Origin of the sequence: Tautonia sp. JC769, from assembly GCF_040717455.1 — a bacterium.
Lineage (GTDB): Bacteria > Planctomycetota > Planctomycetia > Isosphaerales > Isosphaeraceae > Tautonia.
The window spans coordinates 1-348 of the sequence record NZ_JBFEFH010000082.1 but is presented as its reverse complement, the minus strand read 5'-3'; the positions used below and the strand labels follow the sequence as shown (position 1 = coordinate 348).

General features: G+C 74.1%; 1 protein-coding gene. It reads left to right on the top strand.

Annotated elements, in window-relative coordinates; genetic code table 11:
- Positions 1–348, top strand: a 348-nt coding sequence (locus AB1L88_RS26965) for a hypothetical protein (protein ID WP_367099819.1), incomplete at both ends; no start/stop codon positions are given.

Genomic DNA, 348 nt, shown 5'->3' with positions numbered 1-348 from the left:
ACCGTCGAGGAGGCATCCCTCGGCGCCGCCTCCCGCAAGGCCGTCGCGCGCTGGGAGACGACCCAACGGCACCGCGTCCGACGCCTCGCGCAGGACCTCAAGAACGACCCGATCAACACCGTCGCCGACCTCGAAGGCACCTCCTTCGGCTGCGAGTGGCTCCTGCGCCACTGGGAGCCGCTCGACGCGAAGCTCGCCCAGGGGCTCCGCTGGGACCAGGACGACTTCCTCCGCGCCCTGCGGATGCTCGGCGTCTACCCGCAGGCCCCCGGCCCCGACGCCGACCCCCGGCTCCGCCGCCTCTGGATGCTCGCCCGCGTCTGCTCCGGCATGCCCGTCGACCCGTCC